The organism is Pseudoalteromonas sp. GW168-MNA-CIBAN-0100 (genome assembly GCF_040309225.1).
Classification (GTDB): domain Bacteria; phylum Pseudomonadota; class Gammaproteobacteria; order Enterobacterales; family Alteromonadaceae; genus Pseudoalteromonas; species Pseudoalteromonas arctica.
Genome location: NZ_JBEOOL010000001.1, coordinates 58,249 through 77,487, shown reverse-complemented (window position 1 = coordinate 77,487; position 19,239 = coordinate 58,249). Strand labels below are relative to the sequence as shown.

The following is a 19,239-nucleotide window of genomic DNA, read 5'->3' as shown; positions in this document are numbered from 1 at the left end:
GAATCGCCTTAATTAATGCGTTGAGTATTTACTATGCTGTTTTCTGTGCCAAATGTATTGCCAATATAACCATCAGCTTGGTGGTCGTTATCCCAAATGTCTCCATTTATTAAATAACGAAAGTGAAATTGTTGATCGATAGGTAAGCGTTGCTTAAATTTAAACACACCTTGTTTTTTATTAAGCTTCATTGGCACAGGTTGCCAATCATTAAATTCGCCTAGTAAGCAAACTTCTTCTGCCTCTGGATGAGAAAATTCAAAGGTTACTTCAGCTTCATCTTTTGTTTTAAAAAAACGTTTATTCAACATAGCAGGCTCCAACTAAACCAAAAAGGGTACTTAATCTTTGCCACAGGCCATACAACTAAACAAAAAGGCGATGTGGATTCCATTCAAAATCATTAAACACGTTGTAAGTTAACCAAAACTTTATTTACGCATTATTACAGTGCAACAATTCATTTTTTCTGCACTTAAAAAGTGCGGTTAGTATATAAACAATCTTTTTTAAAAAGCTCAGTAGTACAGAGCAATATTTGAACCAACTAAGCGTACATCACATATTATTTATTTAATCGAATTTAAAGTTAAATAATCCAAAAGTATTGCCTAAATTTATAAAATTCTTTTGTTCTGTACTTTCATCAGCGATAATACACAGCATCTTAATACTCTGAAATATCATAATTTTCATGTTGAAAAAAAGCATTTTAATAACTATAGCCATCATCTTTTTAATAATAGCCACACTTGTTGGTTCTTCAATCTATACCCTTTATAGTAAAAAAGAAATCTCAGTTGATCCTAAATTAAAAGAAATCTCAGGTATTGAATTTGATAAACAAAAACGTCTATGGGCTATTAACGATGGAGGCAATGAACCCAAGCTTTACCGCCTTAACAAAGATGGTTCTATCGCCAAAGAAATTTTGGTTGAAAATGCTAAAAACATTGATTGGGAAGACATGACCCAAAACAAATTTGGGCACTTTTTTTTAGGGGATTTTGGTAATAACAAAAACGATCGTAGATGGCTGACTATTTATAAAATAGAAAACCCGATAGATATAAAAACAGATACGACCCAAGCCGAAATAATTAAGTTTACCTACCCTGAAATGGATGGAAGCCCAATAAAACCTAATAACCGTAATTTTGATTTAGAAGCATTTGTAGCACTAGGTCGTCATTTATATTTATTTACTAAAAACCGCACAGAACCTTTCGATGGTATTACTAAAGTGTATAAAGTGGGCGATCATGCAGCAAATTTTGATGCTGAACTAATTGACTCTTTTAAAACGTGTACCACGCTTGAAAAACTATGCTGGATAACCTCTGCTGCGCTCAGCCCCGATCGTAAAAAATTAGTCTTACTTGATTCAACCAGTCTTTGGTTATTTGAAAACTTTGAAGGTGATAAGTTTTTCTCTGGTGATGTATCAAAAATAGATTTAGGGATTGTTACTCAAAAAGAAGCAGTCACCTTTTTTGATGACAACACGATTGTATTTACAGATGAAGAGTTTAAAGGCATAGGCGGTAATGCTTATTTTATAAAGCTTGATAAAGCCAAAAAAGAAGTTATAAGAAAAAAACCTATTTCAGAAAAAACACTTCCATAGCATCTAGTTAGCTAAGCTAAAGCATTAAAGCTTAGCTAACTTATGTGAAAGGTAATGAGTTAATTACTCTTTTCATTTGACGAATGAAGTGCTTTTTCTACATCAACACCTAAAATCAACACTCCAATATGACTATTATTATCATCTAAAACAGGAAAACTTAGCTGAACTTGAAAATGATGTGTTGATGCATCATATGTGACGCTATCAAAGTTAAAATCTTTTGACTGTTTAAATGTTTTAGTAAACTTATTTTCATCTCCTTGCCAGTAGTCACTGGTTAGCTTACTAATAGCGATGTTTTTTCCTTGGTTATCAGTCAATATTAGCTCAGTAACAACACCTTTGAATTGAGATTGCCATTTTTTAAATACTTTAGATAACGGTAAATTAAGCATAGCTAATCCATCAGGGTGCTTTACTTGTTTACTTTCTTTTATCCATAGCTGGTCTAGTCTTTTAATTTCAGATTCACTTAAGGGAGACTCATTACTTATTTGAACTTGTTCTACTAAACTAGGTAAGTTTAGTAAGGTTTTAGCACTACTGGACAATCTATCAAGTATTTGCTTTTCTTCACTTTTTGATAGTGAAAATGGAGCCTGCGCGCAAGTATTTATATTTTCATCAAACTGCTGCATAAATTTAGGGAAGCGTTTAATAAGTGAATGCGAAGCAAATAATCCCAAAGGTACATACCTAAAAAATTCTCTTTGATACTCATCTTCATTAATGCCTAGCTTTGAGGCTGCTAATTCAAAATCGTCTAAATCAAGTAGAATTCTATCAATCCGCTTATGGTGCATAACATTTACTATTTCTTCTAATGAATTTACTTCTACCTCAGCAATAATATTCTGAGTTTTAAACCAATTAGCCTGGTAACTCCCTCTTACTGCACCATAACGCATTTTATTTTTTGGTTTATTAATGCTCTCTGGATGAGTAAACCAGTACCAGCTTTCTAAAAATATGGGGGATGATATGCGCCCATAGGCCTTCATTTCAGGCATTAAATGAGTTGTGAAATAACCATCTAAGCGGTCTAACTTTACTTCTCGACGTGCACGTAACCATGGCAAGGTTTGTAGCTGAAAAGGGGCTCCCATTTCAAATAAAATACACTCAACTTGGTTGACTGCATTATTAGGTGCACTGGTGGGTAAGTTTGTCCCAAACTGAAGAGGCTCAGTTAAACCCAATAAGAGGGTAAAAAAATATGCAGGCATAATCCATTACTAAATATTGTACAAATTAAAATGAGTATAGTCATGCATATTAAAAAAGCATAAATTCTCCTTACAAAATTTTGTATCTTATCAATGGCTTCAATATTTAAATCTATGTTCTACTGCTATTAGCTTATAAAAAGTACACTTAAATATTTAAATTAATGCATTTATATCTAGGGTCTGTTGATCTTTGAGGATTAAAATTTGTTCAAATTAGGTGCTATTTAATCGCGGCGCGAGATTTGTAACCTAGTGGGCTCAATAACTGCTCCTGCGTTGTTCTAATGGCTTACACCCATGTAAGAATAAGTAAAAACCGAGCAAAGCTTCCGCGTCTTGCTCACGCCCCTTACCTACATCCATGCAGGCAACAAAGAGTAAATAGCTCCTAGGAAGAACCCTTTGAGCAGCGCCTGTTTGGCATTAATGCTACGTTATCGCCCATTTATGGGGAGTAACCACACTGCATAGGCTCTGCCTTGCCTGAATACTAAACAGGCTACTGAAAATTCAACCTTGAAAGATCAACAAACCCTAGCCTTTCTATTACTTACCTAAAGTATACCGAGTGTTCACTTAACGACTAAAACAAAAACTCACTGACTCTAGCGCTTAAATTTAGTTTCTAAAATAACAGAAGATGTTGTGCGCTCTACTCCATCCAGATTTCCTATATCGTCAAGTAAATGGCTAAGCTGCTCTAAATTTTGAGCCTGTACTACAGCAATTAAATCAAACTCACCACTTATGGCATAGAGCTGCGAAATTGCATCAATTTGCTTAAGCTCAATATTTGTTTTAGTTGTTAGTTTTTGTCTTACTTTTATAGACACATGAGCTGATACCATTTTACTGAGGTAGTCATCTCCATAATCAACGCTATAGCCTTTAATTACACCCGTTTCTTCTAGTTTGAGCATACGGCTTTGTACCGTTGAACGAGATAAGTCAAGCATTCGAGCAAGATCAGAAATACTCGCTCTAGCGTTTGTTTTTAGTACAGAAAGTAGCTTTTCATCTTGTGGAGTTATCATAATGGTTATTTTCTTCGTTATTTTGTCTTTTATTTTAATCATTTTTCACAAAATAGCACTGCAATTTTAATAGCTAACCTTCGATAATGACCTCCACAAGAAATAATAACGTGTTTGCTGAAGAATAAAGGCTATATTCTTCTTTGAGTTAGCAACTAATCTTTTATCTAAGCCCATTAAATTTAGGTGTAAAAATGCAAGTAACAAGAGACTTATTTAACGACGTAATGGTACCAAACTATAATCCATCAGCAATCATTCCAGTTCGTGGTGAAGGTTCACGCGTTTGGGATCAAAATGATAACGAGTTTATCGATTTTGCTGGTGGTATTGCCGTTAACTGTTTGGGTCACTGTCATCCTGCATTAGTTAAAGCATTAAAAGAGCAAGGCGAAAAAATTTGGCATTTATCGAATGTTATGACTAATGAGCCAGCACTTCGTTTAGCTCAAAAAATGGTTGAAGCAACATTCGCTGATAAAGTTTACTTTGCAAACTCAGGCGCAGAAGCAAACGAAGCAGCGCTTAAGCTAGCGCGTCGTTATGCACTGGACGTATATGGCGCTGAAAAAACGCAAATAATTGCATTTAATAAAGGTTTCCATGGTCGAACATTTTTCACAGTCACTGTGGGCGGGCAAGCTGCATATTCGGACGGCTTTGGTCCTAAACCTGCTGACATAGTACATTGTGATTTTAACGATATAGCAGCATTTGAAGCGCTGATCAGCGATAAAACATGTGCTGTTATGATGGAACCATTACAAGGTGAAGGCGGTATTATTTCACCAACAGATGAATTTGCTAAAAAAGTACGTGAACTTTGTACTAAACATAACGCGTTACTTATTTTTGATGAAGTACAAACAGGTGTTGGTCGCACAGGCGATTTATACGCTTATGAAGGTTTAGGGGTTGTTCCTGACATTTTAACAACGGCAAAAGCATTGGGTGGTGGTTTTCCAATTGGCGCTATGATCACTCGTACACCAATTGCTGAGCATTTAAAAATTGGTACTCACGGTTCTACTTATGGCGGAAACGCACTTGCTTGTGCGGTAGCCGAAGCGGCATTTGATACAGTAAATACACCTGACGTACTAAACGGTGTTAAAGAGCGGGAGCAATTATTCCGTGACGGATTAAACGCAATCAACGAAAAATACAACGTATTTAGCGAAGTACGTGGTAAAGGCTTATTAATTGGCGCAGTACTAAATGACAAATTTGAAGGACGTGCACGCGACTTTTTAGTAGCCAGTGCTAATAATGGTTTAATGAACCTTGTAGCTGGCATGAATGTAATTCGCTTTACACCGTCTTTAGTTATCCCGTTTGAAGATATTAAAGAAGGCTTAGCGCGCTTTGAAAAAGCCGTTAGCGATGTAGTAAACGGTTAATATAGTTTAAATTAGCACGCCTACTGGCGTGCTATTGGAGCAAGCAATAAATGCAAGTATTACGTCCTATTACTGCCAATGATTTTGACGCGCTTAAACAAATAGCGATTGAGTCCGGTCATGGGTTCACCTCTTTACCTGTGGACGATGCACAGCTTAAAGAAAAAATTGAACGTGCTGAAAAAAGCTTTGCCAAAAACATTAACCAGCCACTTGATGAAAGCTATTTATTTGTTTTAGAGGACAGTGAAACAGGTGACGTTATTGGCACAACCGCTATAGAAGCCGCAGTAGGTTTATCGGTGCCTTTATATCATTATCATTTAGGTAAAACAGTACACCACTCGCCTACTTTAAATGTATATAACACCGTTGATATTTTAAGCATGTGTAACGACTACACAGGTTGCTCTGAAATATGCACATTATTTTTGCGCGAAAATAGCCGTAAAGGTTTAACAGGTCGATTTTTATCACGTTCACGCTTTTTGTTTATGGCTCAGCATAGCGAGCGTTTTGCCGATACTGTTATCGCAGAAATGCGCGGTGTTAGCGACGAAGACGGCCATTCTCCTTTTTGGCAATGGCTGCAAGAGCACTTTTTTAGTATTGAATTTCCAGAAGCGGATCACTTAGTTGGCTTAGGCGATAAGGTATTTATTAGCGAGTTAATGCCTAAATACCCTATTTATGTGAACTTGCTTAGCAAAAAAGCCCAAGCAGTTATTGGGCATGTGCATGAAAAAACAAAACCTGCGCTAAAATTATTAGAAAAAGAAGGTTTTGAGCACAGAGGCTACGTTGACTTATTTGACGCAGGCCCAACGGTTGAAGCAAAGCTTGGTAATATTCGCAGCATTCGCGACTCTCAAGTTTGCCCTATTACTATTGGTGAGCTTGATCACATATCACAAAATAGCTCTGATACGCTGGCTGTATGTAATCAAGGCGTAAGTGGCTTTAGAGCAACATTTACCAAAGACGCACATTACAATCATGCAAAACATACTCTCGTCATTAGCCAAGATGTGGCTAAAGCACTTAATTTAAGCCAAGGAGATGCAGCGCGATTTTTCCGCCTGTAAATAATTTATGAATACACACCTAATTAATAATCAGTGGCATGCAGGGCAAGGTCCAGCATTTGAGTCAATCAATCCAAGTAATGGCGATGTGGTATGGCAAGGTAATGGCGCAAACGCTGATCAAGTAGATTCAGCTATAAAAGCAGCCAGAGCAGCACAGGTACAATGGGCAGATAAGCCGCTTGAAGAGCGTATAGCCATTTTAGAAAACTTTGCCGCTCAATTAAAAGAACACAGTGAAGAATTTGCGACCATTATTGCACGCGAAACAGGTAAGCCATTATGGGAAACCCGCACCGAAGTGGGTGCAATGACAGGCAAAGTAGCTATATCTGTAAAAGCGTACCATGAGCGTACCGGTACAACCGAAAACCCAATGCCCGGTGCTAAAGCGCTTATTAGACACAAACCGCATGGCGTTGTGGCTATTTTTGGCCCGTATAACTTTCCGGGGCATTTACCAAACGGGCATATTGTTCCTGCAATTTTAGCAGGCAACACCGTAGTATTTAAGCCATCAGAACTAACACCGCACGTTGCAGAATTCACCCTCTCACTTTGGTTAAAAGCGGGCTTACCAGCAGGTGTTATTAACCTTGTGCAAGGTGAAATTGAAACAGGCAAAGCGCTTGCTTCTCATAAAGATATAGATGGATTGTTTTTTACCGGTAGCTCAAACACAGGTCACTTACTACATAAGCAATTTGCAGGGCACCCTGGCAAAATTTTAGCACTTGAAATGGGCGGTAATAATCCTCTTATTGTAAAAGACGTGAGTGATGTAAGCGCTGCTGTGCACGATATTATTCAATCAGGCTTTATTACCTCAGGTCAGCGCTGTACGTGTGCACGCCGCTTATTTATTGAAAAATCGCTCAATGGCGATGCTATTTTAGAAAAGCTAATAAGCGCGACTAAAAACATAGTTGTAGACGACAGTTTTGCTACAGAGCAGCCTTTTATGGGTGCAATGATAAGCGAAAAAGCAGCACTGGGTATGGTCGCTGCGCAAAGTGAATTAGTGTCAAAAGGCGCGCAAATCCTTGTTGAACTTAAGCAATTAAAATCAGGCACCGGTTTTGTAAGCCCAGGCATTATTGATGTAACAAACATTACCGACATGCCAGATGAAGAGCATTTTGGACCGCTTATTAAAGTGTATCGTTACAACGACTTTGACAGCGCAATTATTGAAGCTAACAACACAAGCTTTGGCTTATCTGCAGGTTTACTTAGCGACAGTGAAGATGATTACACTCACTTCTTAAAGCGCATTCGTGCAGGTATTGTTAACTGGAACCGCCCTATTACGGGTGCCTCTAGCGCGGCTCCATTTGGCGGCATAGGCGCCAGTGGTAATCACAGAGCAAGTGCCTATTATGCCGCCGATTATTGTGCATACCCTGTGGCATCTGTTGAGTCAGACAAAGTGAGCTTACCGCAAACCCTAGCGCCAGGCTTGATAATTGAATAAGTAATAAACCAAAATTTTAGATTTAAGGATTTAACATGCATACTGATGTAAACACATTATTTGAGAGCCTTTGGAAAAACTACTTAAACGTAACACCATCGGCAGATAAAATTCATGACCTTTTAGGGTCAACGCAAAAAGATGACATTATTAACGATCATATTGCGCTGCGTACATTTAATATTGAAAAAGTAGGTCTTGAAAAACTCGCTGCTCACTTTTTAGCTATTGGTTACAAAGAATGTGGTGAGTACCACTTTGAAGCTAAAAAACTTTACGCAAAGCACTACGAGCATAGCGATCCTAATCAGCCAAAAGTGTTTATCTCTGAGCTACTAGTAGAAAAATGCTCGCCTGAGTTACAAGCCATCGTAACCGACATGATTGACAAAATTGACGAAAGCGCAGTAACAGCAGAGAACTTTTTGTATTCAGGCACGCATTGGCAAGTAAGCACCGATACTTATAAGCAGCTGCTAGCTGAAAGCGAGTATGCAGCGTGGATGTCGGCGTGGGGTTACCGCGCCAATCACTTTACAGTAAATATTAATACGCTTGCTAAGTTTGATAACATTCATGATGTTAACCAAGCCCTAAAAGACGCCGGCTTTTCGCTTAATACGTCAGGCGGTGAAGTTAAAGGCTCACCAGAGGTGTTACTAGAGCAATCGTCAACACTTGCTGATGAATACTCTGTTACCTTTAGTGACGGTGATATGAGCATCCCTAGCTGTTTTTATGAGTTTGCTATTCGTTACCCTAAAGCCGACGGTGAGCTTTATACTGGTTTTGTTGCAGCCTCAGCTGACAAAATATTTGAAAGCACCAACGCTCGATAGCAAAACCTAAAGTACTTTATTTAAAAAGCCCGTTATGGGCTTTTTTATGTAGGTAGGTTATGTTGATTAATTATAAAAATAACGGTTTATAATCGTTTTCTAACTTTTCAAACGATAAATCGCCAATAAAGCGGCCAAAGCTCAACCAAGTTGCCAAACCGCGTAAGTCTTTAAAGTGTGGTGGCACAAATTGTGGGCTCTCAATTACACCTAAATCATGAAGCTGCGATATTAATCTAAAATCATCTATCGATATTTTACCTACCAGTAATAAAGGGAGTCTATCTATTCGACCAAGCTGTATTGCAACGCGTATTAAGTTATAAACCAATACAAAGCCTTTAATGTAGGCAATATCTTTTGTAAAAGGCAAACCTGTTGGCGTACTGCCTCTAAATACACGCTGCGCGAGTGTGTAGCTGTCATCTTTTGATAAACCTTGCGCTACGTAATCACGGTAAATGTCTACAAACTCAGCGCCATCTATTACCTTTGTAACGGCCTGAATACGGTTAACTAATTTAGATAAGCGCCTTGGGGTCGATTTTAAAGTAATAATTTCGGTTAATACCGCTAGGCCTTCTTGGGTAATAGTAGAGCTAGGCGTGCCTTTACTCAAACATGTTAAATACGGCTGTGCTAAACCATTTTGAGTGGTACCTACGTGTATCCACCCTTCGTGAACTTCCAATATATCAAGTTCACGCTGAGAAAACTTAACATCTTGATTAAGCTTTATATTATTAGCACCTGCGGCTGCATCACTAACAATACCATCGCTAAGCATTACCTCTACATTTATGCCTGCCATACTGGCATTTACTTGCTCAGACAAAATACGCACAGCATCAACAGCATCAATATTTTTAGGGTCGTCAGGCAGTATGTCGGCTATAAGTAAATTTTGCAGCGGTTTATCTAGCATATTAGCTAGCTCAGAAAGTGAGGGCTCACCAGCATGGAATAAGTCTTTAGGGTGTCCAAATAACTCCACTGATAAGTCATGAAACTCTGGCGTTCCACGATACTCAAGCATACTTAATACCGTTTTATACTCGGTGCACATTTTTCCCATATATTGAGCAATCGGATTTAACTGCCCCAATTGGTTAATAATGTTACGGTGCAAAGTAGAAAATGCTTGGCGTAACTCGCTAGGTACAAAACCAAGGTCGCGCTGTTGATAATATGCACGATCGATGAGTGGGTTTTTTTGACATTTCTGTCTAAAAAACTCCTCTTTAGTTTGTTTATCCCAATTAATAGCATCGAGTATCCTAATTGGAGTTTGCAATGCAATTAATTGATCCGATAACTCACGAGTTTTTAGTAGTAACGCCTTGTCTATCATGCTCTAAGCTCAACAATAAATGAGTTTTGAGCATAATTTAAAAAAGCGAAATTACAAAGCAATATCACACTTTTTTAGCTATTGTTTTTAAGATGATCGACCCTCATATCTGTATCGTATGAGTTACTAAACGAAGGGCATAAAACATGAAAAACGAAATCGACAATAAACAGATTTTAGCCGTATATGAACGTATAATTCAAAAAGGTGAAATGACTAATGAAGGCAAGCATTATCAAGGTGTTACTGCTTATTCAGACGTAGATGGCTACACAGTATACCTACAAGGTAGCGGCGTTGAACTGCGCTTTGGTTTTCATAATACTTACCACCTTGACTACGAACATGAAAAGCATAAAGACGACTTTTTGAAAAAATTATATAACATTGCAAACGAGAGCTAATGCACCCACGAAAACGCAGACACCGCCCTACCAGTAAGCTCAATACTACTTTTATAAACCAAGTAGTAGAAGAGCTTAGAGCTGATCCAAGCAAAGTCTCAATTATTCAAGACAATTTAGAACAGTACCGTGCTCAAACTCATTTAAAGCGTGGTTTTTTACTGGCTATAGAGCGCTTTGATTGGGTTTTTGAAGCAAGCAAAGATATAGACTTTATTTGCCAGCAAATTTTAGCTGATGACTATATTGGCAATAGACTAAGACGTTACCCCCTACTTTTTAAAGGCGTTATTAATAATGCCTGACCTTTCAAAACCAAGCGCTTTAAAACGATAAAACTACAAAGTTTACTCTCTATATAAATTTATTAGAGCACTAAGCAATTGCAGGTTTAGTGCCCTTTTGTATTAAATTAATACCATTAGTACTCTAACTATTACTGCACTAATGATTATTGAACATTTTATTCATTTGTTGCTGTAAACAAATCATTACTATTATTTAATTTCAAAATAAAATTCACAAGCCTTTGTTTTAAATAAAATAAAACAAAGTAAAACCTTATCTTCTTTATCGCATTAGTTGCGCTTTTATTAATGATTAATCTACATTTTGGCATCTAGATATTTACTTCAGCCTTGAATTGTTAGAGCTATTACCTTAAGCTTATGTTTATTGAACGTTCAATTAATAAAAATTATGCCTAAAGTCGGAATGGAACCTGTCAGACGTCAGCAGCTAATTGACGCGACTATAGAGTCAGTTGCAACTAATGGACTACAAGGCACAACTATAAACAGCATTAGTAAAAATGCCGGTTTATCGTCAGGTATTATTAGTCATTATTTTGGTGGTAAGCAGGGGTTAATTGAAGCCACTGTTAGATACTTACTAACAAGCTTAAAACAAGGCTTAATAAGTAAAGTAAACAACCAAACGAATGCCATTGAACGTTTAATGATTATTATCGAAGCCAACTTTGCGCTTGTACAACAGCGTAATGATACAACCCGAACGTGGTTAAGTTTTTGGGCGCAATCGATGCATGATGAAGAATTACACAGACTACAAAACGTAAACAGTAAACGCTTGCAAAGTAATTTAGCATTTTCTTTTAAGCAATTAATGCCTATTGAGCAAGCAAAGCAAGCTGCAGAACTTAGCGCCGCAATGATCGATGGCCTATGGTTAAGAGCAGTACTGAGTAAATCAGACAATAATCAGTTTAAACACAGTGAAAAGTTAGCAAAAAGCTACGTACTTTCACTTATCAAGCAATATGGAGCCTAGCGTGACTACACCTGTCTATCAAAATTTTATTAACGGCCATTTTCTTGCAAACCAGAACGGCAAAACATTTGATGTAACAAACCCAGCAACGGGCGAGGTTATTTACGCAGTAGAAATTGCCGACGAATTTATTCAAAACGCAGCCATTGCCAGTGCAAAGCAAGGTTTTGCTCAGTGGTCAGCAATGACACCCATTGAACGTAGCCGCATTTTATTAAAAGCAGTGGCTATTTTACGCGAGCGCAACGATGAGCTAGCACTTGTAGAAGTACTCGACACCGGTAAACCAATGCAAGAAGCAAATTGTGTTGATATTGAAACCGGCGCTGATGTAATTGAATACTTTGCAGGCCTTGCGCCAGCACAAGTAGGCCAACAACAAATGGTTGGTGATGACTTTTACTACACACGTAAAGAGCCATTAGGTATTTGTGCGGGTATTGGTGCATGGAACTACCCACTACAAATTGCATGTTGGAAGTCGGGCCCTGCCCTTGCAGCTGGTAATGCATTTATATTTAAACCATCAGAAGAAACACCACTGGGCGCACTTAAACTCGCAGAAGTCTTTGTTGAAGCTGGCGTACCTGCAGGTGTATTTAATGTTGTTCAAGGCGCGGGCGATGTAGGCCAGTGGCTAACGCAGCATAGCGATATTGATAAAGTATCATTTACGGGTGAAGTAGGCACAGGTAAAAAAGTAGTAGCAAGTGCTGCCGGTACTTTAAAAGATGTCACGATGGAACTTGGTGGTAAATCTCCACTATTAGTATTTGATGATGCCAACATTGAGCAAGCGGTTAGTGCTGCTATGTTAGGTAACTTTTATACGCAAGGCGAAATTTGTACTAACTGTACACGTATTTACGTTCATAAAAATGTATATCAGCAGTTTATTGATGAGCTTAAAGCGCGCACTGAGAAAAACATTATTGCTGGCGACCCACAAGATTTAAATACTAACTTTGGCGCACTTATTTCTAAAAAGCACCAAGAACTAGTAATGAGCTACGTTAATAAAGGTATTGAAGAAGGTGCAACGCTATTAACCGGTGGTACAACGCTTTCACCTAAATCTGCACCAAATGGCTATTTTGTGGCACCGACTGTGTTTATTGATTGTAATGACGACATGACTATTGTTAAAGAAGAAATATTTGGCCCTGTAATGAGCGTGCTTGTTTTTGACGACGAAGACGATGTTATTGCACGCGCTAACGGGACTCACCTAGGCTTAGCCGCAGGCGTATTTACTAGCGATATTAAACGTGCGCACCGCGTTATTCATAAGTTACAAGCCGGTATTTGTTGGATTAATGCATACGGTAACTCACCTGCTGAAATGCCAGTTGGCGGTTATAAGCAATCGGGCATTGGCCGTGAAAATGGTATACAAACTCTTGATCAATACACGCAAACTAAGTCTATTTATGTTGGTATGGCCGACATAGAAAGCCCATTTTAAGGCGCCCTACTATGAGTAATCATTACGACTATATTATTGTTGGCGCGGGTTCGGCGGGTTGTGTTTTAGCAAACCGTTTATCTGAAGATTCAAGTAACCGCGTGTTACTACTTGAAACTGGCGGTAGCGATAAAAGTATTTTTATAAAAATGCCAACCGCGTTATCTATTCCTATGAATAGTGACAAATACGCATGGCAGTTTCATACGCAGCCTGAGCCTCATTTAGATAACCGTGAGATGCATTGTCCTCGAGGCAAAGTGTTAGGCGGCTCGTCATCTATTAATGGCATGGTATATGTACGTGGCCACGCAAAAGATTTTGACGAATGGCAGCAACACGGTGCAAACGGTTGGGATTACCAATCGTGTTTACCGTATTTTCAAAAAGCAGAAAGCTTTTACCTTGGTGAAAATACTTACCGTGGTGGCAAAGGCCCGCTTGGCGTTAATAACGGCAACGAAATGAAAAACCCGCTTTACCGCACCTTTATCAAAGCAGGTGTACAAGCCGGTTACGCTTCTACAGATGATTATAATGCGTCGCAGCAAGAGGGTTTTGGCCCAATGCACATGACCGTAAAAGACGGCGTGCGCAGCTCTGCTTCTCGTGAGTATTTAGACCCTGTTAAATCACGTAGTAATTTAACAATTATTACAGGTGCACTAGCACAACGCGTGATTTTAGATGGCAAAAAAGCCACTGGCATTGAATACAAAGTAAATGGCGACGTTAAAACTGCACATGCTGCAAAAGACGTTGTACTAAGTGCAGGGCCAATTGGCTCTCCACATATTTTACAACTCTCTGGTATTGGTGATACTCAAGTGCTTGAAAAAGCAGGCGTTGAAGTACAGCATCATTTACCAGGTGTTGGTCAAAACTTACAAGATCATCTTGAGTTTTACTTTCAATACAAGTGTAAGCAACCTATCACACTTAACGGCAAGCTAGGCATTGTATCAAAAGGTTTGATTGGCGCGCGCTGGTTATTAACGCGTTCGGGTTTAGGTGCAACGAATCATTTTGAATCGTGTGCGTTCATTCGCTCAAAACCAGGTGTTGAATGGCCAGACATTCAATATCACTTTTTACCAGCGGCTATGCGTTACGATGGTAGAAGTGCATTTGCAGGTCATGGTTTTCAGGTACATGTTGGTCATAACAAACCAAAAAGTCGCGGTAGTGTCACTATTGCTTCTGCGAACCCTGAGCAACCACCAACCATTTTATTTAATTACCTTGAACACCAAGACGATATTGAAGGCTTCAGAGCGTGCGTTCGCTTAACACGCGACATAATCGAACAAAGTGCCTTTGATGAATACCGCGATGAAGAAATTCAACCTGGTAAACATATTCAAACAGATGAAGAAATAGATGCCTTTGTACGCCAAGCCGTAGAAAGTGCCTACCACCCTTCTTGCTCATGCAAAATGGGTGAGGATGATATGGCCGTTGTTAACTCAAATACGCAAGTACATGGTATTGAAGGACTACGTGTTGTTGACTCATCTATATTCCCAACAGTTCCTAACGGAAACTTGAATGCGCCTACTATTATGGTTGCCGAAAAAGCAGCTGACATAATTTTAGGTAAAGAACCATTACAGAAATCGGATGTGAATGTTGCCATAACAACAAACTGGCAAGAAACACAACGTAGTACGGAGATCTAACTTTAGCCACATGCTTAGGTTTGGTCTCGTCGGGCTAAACCAATGCGTGCCTTGCAGTGGCACACGATGTAAATAGGTTACGTTGTGTTAATGCGAGAATAAAACAATAAAATACGGAGTGCTTATGAATTATTTTTATTCATTACTGGAGGGTAACAATGACTATTTGGCTTAATGCTGGCATCATTTTTACTTTACTAGCGGTTATTATTATCTTACTTAAATGGGGTAATGTTCGCGTAGTAGGTGTAACACCGGTAAAAACGTTTACTTTTATCGCTATACTATTTACGTCAGGCCTTGATGTAGGTCTTATAATGTTTCCTTTAACTGAGTTTGCAGGTTATGCAGACATAAAAGCAAGCCCAGAATACGCGTTTGCAAATCCACTGGCTATTGAGTTTGGCTACTGGGGATTTTTGATCTGGGGATTTTACTTTCTTACGTGCTTTTATTTCTGTGTAATAGAACCTAAAGTGAAATTTTTCGAAATTCCTTGGGTTAAATTTATCAATAATGTTGTAATTATTGGTACATGCGCATTCACCGCTTATTTATTATTGAACAATTTATCTTGGTATTTACCTGGATTGGCTGATGATTCAAGTGTAGCTCCTGAGTTTTATCTAATCGTATTCGCTGCTATTTGTTTTGCTGTGTACTCGAGTACAGATATTAAATATGTTCGTATTTTAAGTATTTCTACTACGTGGCTGTTTTTAGCATTGATTGCCTTTATGTGGGTTGGCGCTTTTGCAATGGGCGACAATGAGATGTCAGCATTTACAGATAACCTAGGATCAATCGGAACGTATTTCGCTAATCTTAATGAATTTGTTTTACCACTTAATGACTATCATGAGTTTTATTTATTTTGGTGGTTTGCGTGGAGCATAATGATTGGTCAATTTACATCACGTTTTGTCGGGGGTCTTAAAACATACCAAGTACTTGGTGCAATGTTAATATTTCCTTCAATTCCAATTGCAATCTGGTTTAGCGTGCTATACCAATACCACGAAGCAGGCATTTCGACTCAGGGAATTAAAAACTTTGCGATGGTGTTTGTAGGTATTGTATTTGTAATTAACTCACTTGATTCGTTAGTGCGCTTATACACAGATAACCTAAACTTTACCGTAAAGCGTTTTGGCAAAATGAAATACATGATCGGAAATGTTGTTGCTCTATCACTACTTACGTTATTGTTTAAATTAGAATTTTTACAAATTCAATGGGTAGGCGCGTTAGTCATTGGTTTGTTCTTTGTTTGTGCCGCATTTATTGGCTATAACAAATTTAAAACAGTAACGAATATTGATAGTTCACCAAAAGAAAATAAAATTGATTACACAAAAATAGACACTGTACACTAGGGATAAACAATGAATAACAAACTAAAACAACTTGTAGTAGCACTACCATTTGCACTTTTATCAACAACCGCAGCTGCTGATTGGTCAACAACAATCACAGCAGCCTCTGATTATACATTTAACGGTGTGAGCCAAACTGATAGCGATCCTGCTATTCAAGGCAGTTTAGACTATGCTTTTGATAGCGGTGTATACGCAGGCGTATGGGCTTCAAATGTTGATTTTGGTGATGACACTGATTTTGAACTTGATGCTTATGTAGGTAAGTATGTGCAGCTTAATGAGCAATTGAGCGTTGACTACGGTATTGCTTATTACACTTATCAAGGTAATAACAGCGATGGTAACTACGCTGAAGCTTACACTAAGTTTGGTTATGCAAGTGAATACGGCCAAACTGAGCTTAACTTTTGGTACAGCTGGGATTATTTTGGTCAAGGTGGAGGCCATGTAATCTCAATGATTGCACACACCTATGAGCTGGCTCCAAATCATGCACTACGTGCAAGCTTTGATATTTCAAACTCGCTTGATGGACAAAAATGGGCGTGGGACGTAAACGAGAAAAAATCATACAATCATTACCGTTTAGCATATCAAACTAGTTATGAAGGGTTTGGTATTGAAGTGGCCGCTGAAAACACAAGCTTAGATTACGATTATGCTGATGAGCGTATCGTACTTGCCGTTTCTCGCACATTTGATCTTTAATACAATAATTACTGATTAAACAAAAAATGCCACTCTATTTAGAGTGGCATTTTTATTTGTAAACTAACTAACTACATCCCAAGCACTTGTACCCGATGCTGAAAGGTTACTAGTGTTATTGCGTAATACTTTATTACCTACATTAGCTGATGACTCAGGTCGACTTACTAAATAACCCTGAACAGAACTCACACCCATTTTTTTAACAAGTTCAAACTGCCCTATTTCTTCAACGCCTTCTGCTACAATTTTAAGGCCAAGCTTTTGTCCAAGCTCACTAATTGTATTTAATATATCATTATATTTTTGGCTTTTATTAGCTTGAGCTATAAACGAGCGATCAATTTTAATAACATCTATTGGTAAATCCGCTAATGTGCTCAACGAGCTAAAACCTGTGCCAAAGTCATCAATAGCAATAGTGATACCCTCTTCTCTTAGCCTACTTAGCTCTTTAATTATTTTAGGACTGGCTTTAATAAATGTTGATTCGGTAATTTCAAGCATTAAAGACGTAGCCGGTAAACCGGTTTTTTTGAGCTTCTTCATTACCCAATCATAAATGTCACGGTGCTTTAATTGAATGCCCGAAACATTTACTGATATTTTTACTTTACGCATACCTGCATTGTGCCATGCAGCCATTTGCCTACATGATTCAAGCATAATCCAATCGCCAAGTTCTAATATTAAATTAGACTCCTCTGCTATTGGAATAAATTCTGAAGGGGGGATCATACCCTCAACTGGGTGGTCCCACCGGGTAAGCGCTTCAAAATAATCAATCATACAATCTTCAACATGCACAATTGGCTGAAAAGATAAGTAAAAATCTTTACAAGCGACCGCTAAACGCAGCTCTTCAAGTAAATAATGGTAACGGCGCATTTTGTTACCCATTTCTGGCGAGTAAACTTTAAATATTCCCTTACCATCACTTTTAGCTCTATACATAGCTACATCGGCTAATTGTAAAAGCGCTTGAGGCGTTGATGCACTTTCTGGGTAAGCCGCAATACCAATACTGGCACTAATTTTTACTATTTTATTGCCAAGCACAAAGTCTTTTTCAAGCTCACTTAGCACGTGCTTAGCAATTTCAACAACTCTGTCGCTATCATCAAGTAATTCTATAAAAATGGAGAACTCGTCTCCTCCTAACCTTGATAAGTTTTGCTCTAATTGGTTAGCACTATTTATGTTACTTAATTTATGGTGGCGTAAAACATTCGCAAGTCGGCTAGCAACTTGAACTAATATTTCATCACCAAAACTGTGACCAAACGAATCGTTTACTTGTTTAAAACCATCAAGGTCTATAAACAGGAGTGCACACTTGAGATCTTCCTGATTCGCATGATTAATTTGTCTGTCGATATGTTCAATATAAGCATGGCGGTCAATTAATAGCGTCAGTTTGTCTTGGCATATACTGGTTTGTGTTTGTTTTACATAATTAGCCACATGCGTATTTAAACTATTTATTGATTGGCTTAAGCTGCTTACACCCAAAGGATTCTCTGCCGGTTTTACTTGCAAATTAAATGCAGTGAGTAAGCTATTGGCTTGAAGATTAAGCTCCGCTATTTGATTTTTATAATGACGCTTCCTACGTTCTCTACGTAAGTACAGGCCAGAACCAAATATTAAGATACATAAAAGTAAAAAATTAATAGGTGATGCAAGTGTCATTATAATTAACTTACTTGAATCAGCAGCTACAAACTGGGTGTCAGTGGTTTTAATAAGCAAAAAGTCAGCAGTGGGCTGCTCAATTATATAGTGGCCATTTAAGATCGGATTATACCAAGGAGCCATATCAAGAGTGGTATTCGTTATTTCGAAACTTCGTATATCAACACTAGTACTAAATAAATTTATACGATTAATCTGATTCGTTAATTCTATGTTTATGCAAAAACAAAATAGAATTATAATTAGAAAAATAAAACCGAACGGTTTAAGTTTACTCATAAAAAAATCCATCTATTTTGCTTCTCCTATTAAACCTATTACCAAAAGCGGATTATATCGCTTGCATTTAGTACTACGCAAGCATTGATATAATCCTAAGCCATTAGAATAACAAAAATTTGTAACAATAACGGATTAACTAACTATATTTGATATATAGTATAGGTGGCATTAACAAAAATAAACAAAAAGGTTCTAATTGTTTAAAATTTAATACATACCGTCGATAAGCTCTCTTTTGTTTTTTCTTCCGCGTCAATCTAGGCCACACCATTACAGCCTTTAGTATCTGTATTTG

At 38.0% G+C, this 19,239-nt stretch carries 17 protein-coding genes; 12 read left to right on the top strand and 5 right to left on the bottom strand.

The genetic code is table 11. The annotated features are described in order from the left end of the window. Positions 1–8 precede the first annotated feature (8 nt). The gene (locus AAEY62_RS00390; RefSeq protein WP_007580752.1) at positions 9–311 is read right to left on the bottom strand and encodes an isoamylase early set domain-containing protein; all 303 of its coding nucleotides are present in this window, start codon (positions 309–311) and stop codon (positions 9–11) included. 383 nt (positions 312–694) lie between these two features. Here AAEY62_RS00390 and AAEY62_RS00385 point away from each other — a divergent pair, with 383 nt between their 5' ends. Beyond that, positions 695–1,627, top strand: a complete 933-nt coding sequence (locus AAEY62_RS00385) for a hypothetical protein (protein ID WP_024591768.1) — start codon at positions 695–697, stop codon at positions 1,625–1,627. 59 nt (positions 1,628–1,686) lie between these two features. Here AAEY62_RS00385 and AAEY62_RS00380 read toward each other — a convergent pair whose 3' ends face one another. Together AAEY62_RS00380 and AAEY62_RS00375 are read right to left on the bottom strand one after the other, a co-directional pair. Next, positions 1,687–2,856, bottom strand: a complete 1,170-nt coding sequence (locus AAEY62_RS00380; protein ID WP_024591767.1) for a transporter substrate-binding domain-containing protein — start codon at positions 2,854–2,856, stop codon at positions 1,687–1,689. Between the two features lie 608 nt (positions 2,857–3,464). Then, positions 3,465–3,893, bottom strand: a complete 429-nt coding sequence (locus AAEY62_RS00375; RefSeq protein ID WP_002958609.1) for an Lrp/AsnC family transcriptional regulator — start codon at positions 3,891–3,893, stop codon at positions 3,465–3,467. Between the two features lie 194 nt (positions 3,894–4,087). On the opposite strand from AAEY62_RS00375, the gene AAEY62_RS00370 reads away from it, so the two are divergent. From AAEY62_RS00370 to AAEY62_RS00355, 4 genes are read left to right on the top strand one after another with little or no spacing between them, the layout of a single operon-like run. Further along, a complete protein-coding gene (locus AAEY62_RS00370; protein WP_007580760.1) occupies positions 4,088–5,293 on the top strand; it encodes an aspartate aminotransferase family protein in 1,206 nt (401 codons plus the stop codon). 50 nt (positions 5,294–5,343) lie between these two features. Continuing rightward, on the top strand, positions 5,344–6,378 hold the full coding sequence (astA, locus tag AAEY62_RS00365; RefSeq protein ID WP_007580762.1) for an arginine N-succinyltransferase: 1,035 nt from the start codon (positions 5,344–5,346) through the stop codon (positions 6,376–6,378). A 7-nt stretch (positions 6,379–6,385) separates the two neighbouring features. Then, complete coding sequence (gene astD / locus AAEY62_RS00360; RefSeq protein ID WP_024591766.1) at positions 6,386–7,852, top strand: succinylglutamate-semialdehyde dehydrogenase; 1,467 nt, start codon at positions 6,386–6,388, stop codon at positions 7,850–7,852. Between the two features lie 35 nt (positions 7,853–7,887). Next, complete coding sequence (locus AAEY62_RS00355) at positions 7,888–8,691, top strand: DUF1338 domain-containing protein (RefSeq protein WP_024591765.1); 804 nt, start codon at positions 7,888–7,890, stop codon at positions 8,689–8,691. 70 nt (positions 8,692–8,761) lie between these two features. On the opposite strand, the gene AAEY62_RS00350 is transcribed toward AAEY62_RS00355, so the two are convergent. After that, complete coding sequence (locus AAEY62_RS00350) at positions 8,762–10,042, bottom strand: flavohemoglobin expression-modulating QEGLA motif protein (protein WP_008169642.1); 1,281 nt, start codon at positions 10,040–10,042, stop codon at positions 8,762–8,764. A gap of 146 nt (positions 10,043–10,188) precedes the next feature. On the opposite strand from AAEY62_RS00350, the gene AAEY62_RS00345 reads away from it, so the two are divergent. The 7 genes from AAEY62_RS00345 (at position 10,189) to AAEY62_RS00315 (ending at position 16,967) form a co-directional block, all read left to right on the top strand. Next, a complete protein-coding gene (locus tag AAEY62_RS00345) occupies positions 10,189–10,446 on the top strand; it encodes a DUF3081 domain-containing protein (RefSeq protein ID WP_024591764.1) in 258 nt (85 codons plus the stop codon). Next, positions 10,446–10,751, top strand: coding sequence for a hypothetical protein (locus AAEY62_RS00340; RefSeq protein ID WP_024591763.1), 306 nt, complete (start codon positions 10,446–10,448; stop codon positions 10,749–10,751). Before AAEY62_RS00345 ends, AAEY62_RS00340 begins: the two co-directional genes overlap by 1 nt. A 409-nt stretch (positions 10,752–11,160) precedes the next feature. Continuing rightward, a complete protein-coding gene (gene betI, locus AAEY62_RS00335) occupies positions 11,161–11,736 on the top strand; it encodes a transcriptional regulator BetI (protein WP_010553010.1) in 576 nt (191 codons plus the stop codon). Position 11,737: 1 nt separating this feature from the next. Further along, the gene (betB, locus tag AAEY62_RS00330; protein WP_024591762.1) at positions 11,738–13,201 is read left to right on the top strand and encodes a betaine-aldehyde dehydrogenase; all 1,464 of its coding nucleotides are present in this window, start codon (positions 11,738–11,740) and stop codon (positions 13,199–13,201) included. A gap of 11 nt (positions 13,202–13,212) precedes the next feature. After that, complete coding sequence (gene betA / locus AAEY62_RS00325) at positions 13,213–14,880, top strand: choline dehydrogenase (protein WP_010553012.1); 1,668 nt, start codon at positions 13,213–13,215, stop codon at positions 14,878–14,880. Between the two features lie 158 nt (positions 14,881–15,038). Then, positions 15,039–16,256 (top strand): BCCT family transporter, encoded by a 1,218-nt coding sequence (locus tag AAEY62_RS00320; RefSeq protein WP_024591760.1) that lies wholly within the window; start codon positions 15,039–15,041, stop codon positions 16,254–16,256. Between the two features lie 9 nt (positions 16,257–16,265). Next, a complete protein-coding gene (locus AAEY62_RS00315; protein WP_024592113.1) occupies positions 16,266–16,967 on the top strand; it encodes a TorF family putative porin in 702 nt (233 codons plus the stop codon). A 63-nt stretch (positions 16,968–17,030) separates the two neighbouring features. On the opposite strand, the gene AAEY62_RS00310 is transcribed toward AAEY62_RS00315, so the two are convergent. Next, a complete protein-coding gene (locus AAEY62_RS00310; RefSeq protein WP_502935519.1) occupies positions 17,031–18,785 on the bottom strand; it encodes a putative bifunctional diguanylate cyclase/phosphodiesterase in 1,755 nt (584 codons plus the stop codon). Positions 18,786–19,239 lie beyond the last annotated feature (454 nt).